Annotated in this window: 8 protein-coding genes; 1 reads left to right on the top strand and 7 read right to left on the bottom strand. The window is 72.1% G+C overall.

Translation table 11 applies throughout. From position 1 onward, the window contains the following. The 7 genes from BLQ76_RS18610 to BLQ76_RS18580 form a co-directional block, all read right to left on the bottom strand. Positions 1-751: hydroxypyruvate isomerase family protein (locus BLQ76_RS18610; protein ID WP_090676467.1), on the bottom strand; the 751-nt coding region annotated here is incomplete at its 3' end. Between the two features lie 11 nt (positions 752-762). Further along, positions 763-1,437, bottom strand: a complete 675-nt coding sequence (gene otnC / locus BLQ76_RS18605; protein WP_244519706.1) for a 3-oxo-tetronate 4-phosphate decarboxylase — start codon at positions 1,435-1,437, stop codon at positions 763-765. Beyond that, entirely contained in the window at positions 1,434-2,843 is a 1,410-nt protein-coding gene (gene otnK / locus BLQ76_RS18600; RefSeq protein WP_090676043.1) for a 3-oxo-tetronate kinase, read from the bottom strand. Before otnK ends, otnC begins: the two co-directional genes overlap by 4 nt. Beyond that, the gene (locus tag BLQ76_RS18595) at positions 2,843-4,249 is read right to left on the bottom strand and encodes a flagellar biosynthesis protein FlgA (RefSeq protein WP_090676466.1); all 1,407 of its coding nucleotides are present in this window, start codon (positions 4,247-4,249) and stop codon (positions 2,843-2,845) included. The genes otnK and BLQ76_RS18595 overlap by 1 nt, the downstream gene beginning before the upstream one ends. After that, positions 4,246-5,199 (bottom strand): amidohydrolase family protein, encoded by a 954-nt coding sequence (locus BLQ76_RS18590; RefSeq protein ID WP_090676463.1) that lies wholly within the window; start codon positions 5,197-5,199, stop codon positions 4,246-4,248. The genes BLQ76_RS18595 and BLQ76_RS18590 overlap by 4 nt, the downstream gene beginning before the upstream one ends. After that, positions 5,196-6,506, bottom strand: coding sequence for an MFS transporter (locus BLQ76_RS18585; protein WP_090676459.1), 1,311 nt, complete (start codon positions 6,504-6,506; stop codon positions 5,196-5,198). Before BLQ76_RS18585 ends, BLQ76_RS18590 begins: the two co-directional genes overlap by 4 nt. Before the next feature lie 209 nt (positions 6,507-6,715). Beyond that, entirely contained in the window at positions 6,716-7,387 is a 672-nt protein-coding gene (locus BLQ76_RS18580; protein ID WP_090676457.1) for a GntR family transcriptional regulator, read from the bottom strand. A 166-nt stretch (positions 7,388-7,553) separates the two neighbouring features. Between BLQ76_RS18580 and BLQ76_RS18575 the strand changes: the two genes are divergently transcribed. Next, a complete protein-coding gene (locus BLQ76_RS18575) occupies positions 7,554-8,591 on the top strand; it encodes a 4-hydroxythreonine-4-phosphate dehydrogenase PdxA (RefSeq protein WP_090676455.1) in 1,038 nt (345 codons plus the stop codon). Position 8,592: the final 1 nt, after the last annotated feature.

Genomic DNA, 8,592 nt, shown 5'->3' with positions numbered 1-8,592 from the left:
CCCTCATCCAGGCCAGTCCGTCGTCGGTTGCGCCCGTTGGCTTGTACTCGGCGCCGAAGGGTCCTGCGTATCCGGCGGCCTGGAGGGCGGGCAGGAGCCAGGGGTAGTCGACCTCGCCCCGGTCAGGCTCGGCGCGGGTGGGGACGGCTGCGAACTGGACGTGGCCGACAAGGTCCTTGTGCGCGGCAAAGCGCGTGACGAGGTCGCCGCCCATGATCTGCTGGTGGTAGCAGTCGAACAGGATCCGGACTTCGGGGCGCGCCAGCTGGCGCACGAGCGCGGCCGCCTCCTCCACCGTGGCGTGGAGGTAGCCGGGCGCATCGCGCCGGTTCAGCGGCTCGACCAGGACGCCCATGCCGGTGTCGCAGGCGAGATCGGCGGCATAGGCGAGGTTGGCGAGGAACGTCGCCTCGGCCCCCGCCTGCCCGCGCGCCGCGCCCGCCATGACGTGCACGCAGCGCGCCCCGATCCGCGCCCCGTACTCGAAGGCTTGCCCGATGGCCTCGCGCGCCTCGCCCTCGCGCCCGGGCAGGGCGGCGAGCCCGTTCTCGCCGGGCTGGCCGCGACGGGTGTTGAGCGAGAGCATCGGCAGGCCGGTCTCGGCAAGCGCGTCGGCCACCGCGCCTGCATCCGTCTCGTATGGCCAGTGGCATTCCACCGCCGCAAAGCCCGCCGCCCCGGCGCGCCGGATGGCGTCCGGCAGCGACAGCTCGCTCCACAGGAAGCCCAGATTGGCCGACAGCTCGATCATGTTCGCCTCCCTCACCCGTCCCATTCCACGTCGAAGCGCTTCACCACGCGCGCGACCTCGCCCTCCGACAGAAGGCGCGGATGGTGGCCGCGCGTGAGCAGCGCCAGGCGCGCGGTGGCCTCCAGCTCCTCCATGGCGTTGACCGCCGCCTCGAGGTCGCGGCTGGCCACGACCGGCCCGTGGTTGGCGAGAAGCACCGCCGAGCGCCGGCCCCCCAAGCCCCGGATCGCCTCGCCGGTGAGGGGGTCGCCCGGCACGAAGAAGGGCAGAAGCTTGACGCGCCCGAGCAGCATCACGGCATACGGGGTGATCGCGGGCAGCGCGTTCTCGGGGTCCACCTCGGGCAGCGTCGACCAGGCCACCGCATGGGCGGAATGCAGATGCACCACCGCCCCCGCCGTTCCGCGCGTCTGGTAGAAGGCGGCGTGAAGCGGCACCTCCTTGGTGGGCGCATCGCCCGACACGAGCTGCCCATCGGCGCCCAGCCTGGCCAGGCGCCCGGGGTCGAGGCGGCCGAGCGAGCGGCCGGTCGGGGTGACGAGCAGCCCACCATCGGGCAGGCGCACCGAGACGTTGCCGGACGCCCCTTGCGTCAGCCCGCGGTCGAACAGGCTGGCGGCCAGCCGGCAGACGTCTTCGCGAAGCTGGCTCTCGGCGCGGGCGTCGCTTGCGATCACCCCGCTCACGGTCGTCGCGCTTCCGGTCGCCCCGCTTCCGGGACGGTCTGCCCGAGCACGTCGAGCGCCTGCGCGAAGAAGCGCTCGTCGCCGAAGTTGCCCGACTTCAGCGCCAGCCAGAGCGGGCGCCCGCCGCCGGCGCCCCCGGCTTCCCCCACCCCGTCCGCGCGCACCGCCGGCACGCCGGCCGCGATCTCGGGGCCGATGGCCAGCGAGGCTAGGCCCAGGCCCTCCACCACCGCCCCGGACGTCTCGCCGCCCGCCGTCACGAGGCGCGTGACGCCCCCCGCCACCAGCCGGCGCGCCAGCTCGGCAAAGAAGCCCTCCACCGCGCCTGCCACGCGCTCCTGTCCAAAGCGCGCCTGCGCCTCCCGCACGACGCTCGGATCGGCCGAGGTGTAGACCAGCGGAGCGCCCGCCGCCGCGCCGCCCGCCCCGTTGCCTCCCTCGCCGCCCTCGCCCGGCCCCGGGTGATCGTCCACAAAGCGCAGCGCGCGCCCGACCGCCCCCGCCCCGTCGGCCACGATCTCGTCGGCCGAGACCTCCAGCCCCGGCGCGCCGTCCGCCAGATGGCGGCGCACCTGCGCGCGCGTCATCACCGAGCACGAGCCCGACAGGATCGCCGCCCGACCGCGCGAGCCCGCCCAGGCGTCCGCGTCGGGGCCGCGCACCGGGACCAGCCCCTCCCGGCGCAGGTTCTCCGGCAGGCCCAGCGCGATCCCTGAGCCCCCCACCAGAAGCGGCCAGTCGGCGGCCGCCTGCCCGATCGCGTGCAGGTCCTCGTCGCGGATCGCGTCCACCACCACCAGCGGGCGGTTCGCCGCGGCTTCCGCTAGCGCGCCTTCGCGGATCGCGTCCGCCCCGGCAAACACCGTGGACGCCGCCACGTGCCCGACACCGAGCTGTGTCTGGTAGCCCAACCAGCGCCGGATGTCGGGATCGCGCATGGGGGTGAGCGGGTGGTCGCGCATGCCCGACTCCGACAGGAGCGCGTCGGCGACAAACAGGTGCCCCTGGTAGAGCGAGCGCCCCGCGCGCGGAAAGGCCGGGCACACCAGGACCGGGCCCATCGCCGCCGCTCCCGCACCCAGCCGCGCCGCCAGCGCCGCCCGCAGCGCCTCGGCCACCGGGCCGATGTTGCCGCTCCGCGTCGAGTCGAACGTCGAGCACACCTTGAACAGGATCTGCCGGCAGCCTTGCGCCAGGAGCCAGTCCAGCGCACCCAGCGACAAGGCCACCGCCTCACTGGCCGCGATCGTGCGCGACTTCAGCGCCACCACGCCCGCCTCGACACCCCGCTCCGCCGGACCCGACGGAACCCCCGCATACTGCACGACCCGCAAGCCACCCCGCGCCAGCGTGTTCGCCGCATCCGACGACCCCGTGAAGTCGTCCCCGATGATCCCAAGATGCATCAGGCCGCCTCCGCCCTGGCGTCCGCGCCGAAGAAGTGCCGGTCCTGCGCGCGGCGAAGCTCCAGCATCGCGGAGCCCTCGCCGAGTTCCAGATCGCCGAGCGTCACGAAGGCGCCCTTGGCGACAGCGCGGCCGAGGCGCCGGCCGGAGATGAGGTAGTAGGGCGCCGGGCGCTCGCTCCCAAGCGGCCCGGCCTCGACCAGGGCGGGCTCCAGCCCGTCGATCGTGTGGTGGTGACCGACCGCCTCCAGGAGCGCGCCGGCGGGAAGCGCGCGCGTCGCGCGGCCGACGAGGTCGACGACGGGCTTGGGCTCGGGCGCGACCGAGCGCCCGTTCAGCACCACGTCGAGAAGGCTGATCGGGGCTTCCAGCCCGAGAATGTGGCGCGGCAACCAGAGCATGGCCGAGCGCCCGTCGCGGCTCATGGTGTGGCCCTTGGCGGCCAGGATCGGCCAGGTCTCTGCGTCCTCGCAGGCTACCACCACGAAGACGCCGCCGGCGAACGACACCTCGTCGGCCTCGCGAAGGCAGTTGAAGACGTCGAGCCGGCGCCGGCCCGACAGGAGGCCGCCAGCGGCGGCTTCCGAAAACACGTCGGCGACCTCGCCGATGCGCGCGACCGGCACGTGGAAGCCCGGCACGTCGGGCCGCAGCCCCGTCGCGTTGGCCACCACCGCCATCTCGCACAGGTCCGGCACGGTGCGCTGGGGCAGCCTGGCCGCCGCCTCGGCCCGCTTGGCGAGGACCTGGCCGATCTCGCCTTCCCCGAGCGTCCACAGCGCCTCGAAGCCCGGCACGTCGGCAGCCGCCGTCTCGTTGGCGATGCGGCCTGCGGTGCGGTCGTAGACGAAGTCGTATTCGCTCGACTTTCCGGCCGCGATGATCGGCAGACCCAGCGTCTCGGCCCAGGTCACGAGCCCGATCAGGAGCGCCGGCTGGTCGCCGTCGACCGGCGTCACGAGGCGCCCCCGCTCGCGGGCGAGATGGGCGAGCCAGGGCCCGACCACGGAGTCCGTTTCCTTGGTGACCAGCGCGACGTGCTTGTCGTGGAAGATCGCCTCATGGGCGTGGGCGGCGCCCGCCTCGGGATGGCCGCTCGCCTCCACCACGATGTCGACCGGGAGCGTCAGCACGTCGGCGAGCCGGCCGGACGCGACCGCGCGGCCCGCCTCCCAGGCGGCGCGCGCCTCATCGGTGCTCCGGCACAGCGCGATCTCGCCCTCCGGCCAGCCGACCGCGCGGAAGGCCTCCGCGGCACGCTCGGCCGTGACGTCGACGGCGACGCGCACGTTGAGGAGCGGCATGCGTCGACCCTGGCCCAGGAGCGAGCGTCCGAAGGCGCCGGCACCCACCAGCGCGACCTCGACGGGGCGGCTGCCGGGCGGAAAACGAAGATGGCTGTTCATGCGGTGTCTCCCATGCGTGGCAGCGGAACCCCGCCCTTGAGGGGACGGTAGACGCGGCGCGCGGTCTCGAAGAAGAGGTCGTGCTGGTCGGCGGCGGAGCGCGTCGCGGCGATCCGGCGGATGCCGTCGAAGATCGTCCGGTAGGAGGCGCAGAGCCCGTCCACCGGAAAGTTCGAGCCGAACATCGCGCGTCCGCCCCCGAAGAGGTCGAGGATGGTTTCGACCACCTCGCGGTTGCGCTCCACCGTCCAGGGATGGTCGCGCTCGCCGATGCCCGACACCTTCACCACGACGTTCTCGTGCCGGCTCAACGCCTCCATGCCGGCGCGCCAGCCGCGCAGCGTCTCGGGCTCGCGGTCGCCGGGCACGCCGGCGTGGTTCACGATGATGGTGGTCTCGGGGAAGTCGCGGGCGAGTTCGGCGCCCTCGGTCAAGTTCCACCAGGGCGTCTGCAGGTCGAAGTGGAGACGGTAGCGGGCGAGCTCCGCATAGCCGCGCCGCCAGCGCTCGTCGCTCATCAGCGTGCGCACGCCCGCGCGCGCTTCCTCGGGCGACCTGGCCCCTTCCGGCTTGTGGCGCACGGAGCGGACCAGCGGGAAGCTGGCCTGCTTGGCGATCACCTCGGCCGCGTCCTCGCGGTCGAGCCAGGCCTGAGCGACGATGGCGTTCGGCAGGTCGAAGTGCTTCGCCACGTCATGGACGTAGGCGGTCTCGCCGAGTGGATCGGCAGGGTCCCACTCGGCCTCCATGTAGACCGTGGCGGCCAAGGGCACGCCAGCCGCATCGGCGCGGAACTCCGGCGGTAGGTAGCGCCGCTTGATCGCCGTGTAGTCGCCGTAGCGGAACGGGATCGCCGCCTCCGGCCGCAGCCAGGGATAGGTGCCGCGCTCGGGCTCCCAGACATGGTGGTGGGCGTCGATGACGGGGCCGTCGTAGAGCGGCGCGCTCATGGAAGCACCCGCCGCTCGCGGAAGTCGATCAGGAGCGAGCCCACGAGATACACCACGGCGCAGGCCGCGAAGTAGGTGAGCACGGCGTCGAAGCCGCCGGTCCACTGCACGAGGAAGCCGATCAGGATCGGCGCGGCGATGCCCGACGAGGTGCCCGCGAAGTTCATGACGCCGCCGACGACCCCGATCCGCTCGCGCGGGGCGAGCATGGCGGGGATGGTCCAGTAGAGCGAGCCGAAGAAGTGGAACATCACGAGCACCGACAGGACCACGACGGCCGTGACGGGATCGCTGACGCGCGGCAGCAGCAGAAGTCCGCCCAGCACCACGAGGCCCGACACGCCGAACAGGATCTTGAAGGCCCAGTCGCGCGGCAGCTTTCGCTGCAGCCAGTCGGCGAGCGCGCCCGAGACGATCGCGCCGACGCCGCCCGCCATGAAGATCGCAAAGGTCGCGTAGCCCATGGACTTCAGGTCGAAGCCGCGCGCCTGCGCGAGGTAGTTCGGCCCCCAGGTCGCGAGACCGAAGAAGATCATGGTCCAGCCGATGCGCCCGACAATCATCGCGGCGAACGTGCGGCGCGACATGTAGCGCACGGGCTCGGCGATGGCTTCGGGCTGCATCCGCGCACTGATCAGCGCCCGCTCCGCCGCATTGACGCGCGGGTCCTCGTCGGGGCGCGAACGCAGGCGGACGTAGAGAAGGATGGCGTAGGCGATCGTCACCGCGCCCACCACGAAGAAGGCGATGCGCCAGGACGAGAAGAGCGCGATCAGCTCCGCCAGCACGAGGCCGCCGATCGCCGAGCCGATCGGCGCGCCGGCGTCGATCAGCGTGATCGAGCGCGAGCGCTCGCGCTCGGGAAACCAGGCAGCGGTGAACTTCGAGGCGGACGGCATCATGGGCGCCTCGAAGAGGCCGAGCCCGAGACGCGTCAGGATCAGGCTGACGCCGCCGACCGCGAGCGAGGCGAGCGCCTGGAACAAGCCCCAGAGGCCCGCGCCGAGGCTCAGAACGCGCCGCGCGCCGAAGCGGTCGACGGCCCAGCCGCCCGGCACCTGGAACAGGCAGTAGGTCCAGAAGAAGCTCGACAGGACGATGCCCTGCACGGCCGGCGAAAGCTGGAACTCCTGCCCGATCACCGGCAGGCCGACCGCGAGCGCGATGCGGTCGACGCCGTTCAGGACCGAGATGCCGAACAGAAGCGCAAGGACGCGCCAGCGCTGCCCGGTCGGCGCCGCTCCGGGGGCATGGGGAACCGGGGCGCGCGCAAGCGTGGACGGGGCGCCCGTCTGGGATGGGGTCATGGAACAAGTCCTCCCGGCCCACCGCTCCCACGGCGGACCCGTTCGGACGAGGCCGACAAGGACCCCGTCCCTGGATCGGATGCCGCGTCCATCGGGGCGCGGCACCGCTGCGAAGCCTGACGATCAGGCAGGACGGGCCGGACACGGGTTCCGGCACGAGATGGGCGGACGGCCGACCGACAGCGGCGGCGTCCGCGAAGGGCGTCAGCTCACACGAACCGCTCGACACGGTCCCAGGCATTGGCGAGATGCTGACCCAGAACGGCGGCCAGGCGCTGGCCGTCGCGCGCCTCCAGCGCGGCGATCATCGCCTCGTGCTCGGCGACGGCCGCCGCCCAGTTCTCCTCGCCCTCGTGGCCGATGAAGCGGATGCGCTTGAGCCGCATCTGCAGGCGCGCCTGCATGGCGGCGAGCGTCGCGTTGTCCGACAGTTCCGCGATCGCGGTATGGATGGCCTGGTTGAGCTTGTAGTAGCTGAGCCGGTCGCGCCGCTCGAAGCACCGAACCATCTCGTCGTGCAACGAGCGCACGTTCGCGATGGCCTCGTCGCTCGCCGCCTCGCAGGCCAGCTCGCCCGCCAACATCTCCAGCTGACGGATGACGCGCAGCATGTCGCGCACGTCCTTGGGCTCGAAACGCTTCACGGTGGCGCCGCGCGAGGGGATCAGCTCCACCAGCCCCTCGCTCGCCAGATACTTGATGGCCTCGCGCAGCGGCGTGCGCGAGATGCCGAGCCGCTCGCCGAGCTGCACCTCGTGCAGCCGCGTGCCGGGCGCCAGCTCGCCCTCGATGATCATGTCGCGCAGGCGACCGACGATCATCTCGTGCAGCGACAGGCGGCTGATCCGGTCGCCCGCGTTCGCCGTCAGGGTCTCGCTCATGGGACGCTCTCCGCTGTTCGGCGCCCGGGCGCCCTCCCCCTCGAAGACTACCGCCAGTCGCCGCGCCGCACCACGTAGAATTTTGCATACACAACACAAAAGACTTGAGACAAGCAAAAAGATCGCTTAGTCGAGAGGGATCGCAGATCTGAGGGAGAGACGGATCATGACGATCCCGAGCACCGCGTCCGCCAAGCCTGTTATCGCGCTCGCCATGGGCGACCCGGCCGGCGTCAGCCCCGAGCTCACCGCCAAGTTCCTCGACCTTCCGGAAGCGCGCGACGACGCCCGCATCGTCGTGTTCGGCGACCGCCGCATTCTGGACGGCGGAGCGCGCGACGCCGGCATCACGCTCGACATCGACACCGTGAAGACCCCGGCCGAAGCGCTTTCGCGCCCGGGCAACGTCCTCGTGGATCTCGGCAACCTCGCCCCCGAAGAGGTCGACCGCGGCGAGGCGACGCCCGCCGGCGGACGTTTCGCCACCCACAACTTCCGCGAGGCGCTCTTGATGGCCCATCGCGGCGAGGCCGACGCCGTCACGTTCACGCCCTTCAACAAGAAGGCGATGCGCTACGCCTACGAGGGCTACGACGACGAGATCCGCTTCGTGGCCGACGTCACGGGCTTTCGCGGCAAGGTTCGCGAGTTCAACGTGCTGCCGCAGATCTGGAACGCGCGCGTCACCTCGCACGTGCCGCTCAAGGACGTCTCGCAGCACCTCTCGGTGGACGCGATCCTTGCCGAGATGGACCTCACGCTGCGGTGCCTGGCCGAGTCGGGCATCGAGAACCCGCGCATCCTCGTCGCCGGCCTCAACCCGCATGCGGGCGACGGCGGCTCCTTCGGCATGGAGGAGATCGAGATCATCGAGCCGGCCGTGGCGGAAGCCAAGCGGCGCGGCCTGAACGTTGAAGGCCCCTTCCCGTCCGACACCGTCTTCCTGCGCGCCCTCAAGGAGGGCTGGCACGCGGTCCTGACCATGTATCACGACCAGGGCCAGATCGCGATGAAGATGATGGGCTTCGACAAGGGCGTGACCATGATGGGCGGCCTGCCCTTCCCGCTCTGCACGCCGGCCCACGGCACGGCCTACGATATCGCGGGCCGCGGCATCGCCGACGTCGGCGCGACGCGCGAGGCGCTGCGCCTGGCCATCCGCATGGCCCGGCAGCGCGGGCGCTTCGCCCAGGCCGCCGAGTAAG

Origin of the sequence: Aureimonas jatrophae, from assembly GCF_900104035.1 — a bacterium.
Classification (GTDB): domain Bacteria; phylum Pseudomonadota; class Alphaproteobacteria; order Rhizobiales; family Rhizobiaceae; genus Aureimonas; species Aureimonas jatrophae.
Note: the sequence above shows the minus strand (reverse complement) of the source record. Positions and strands in the feature narration are given on the sequence as shown.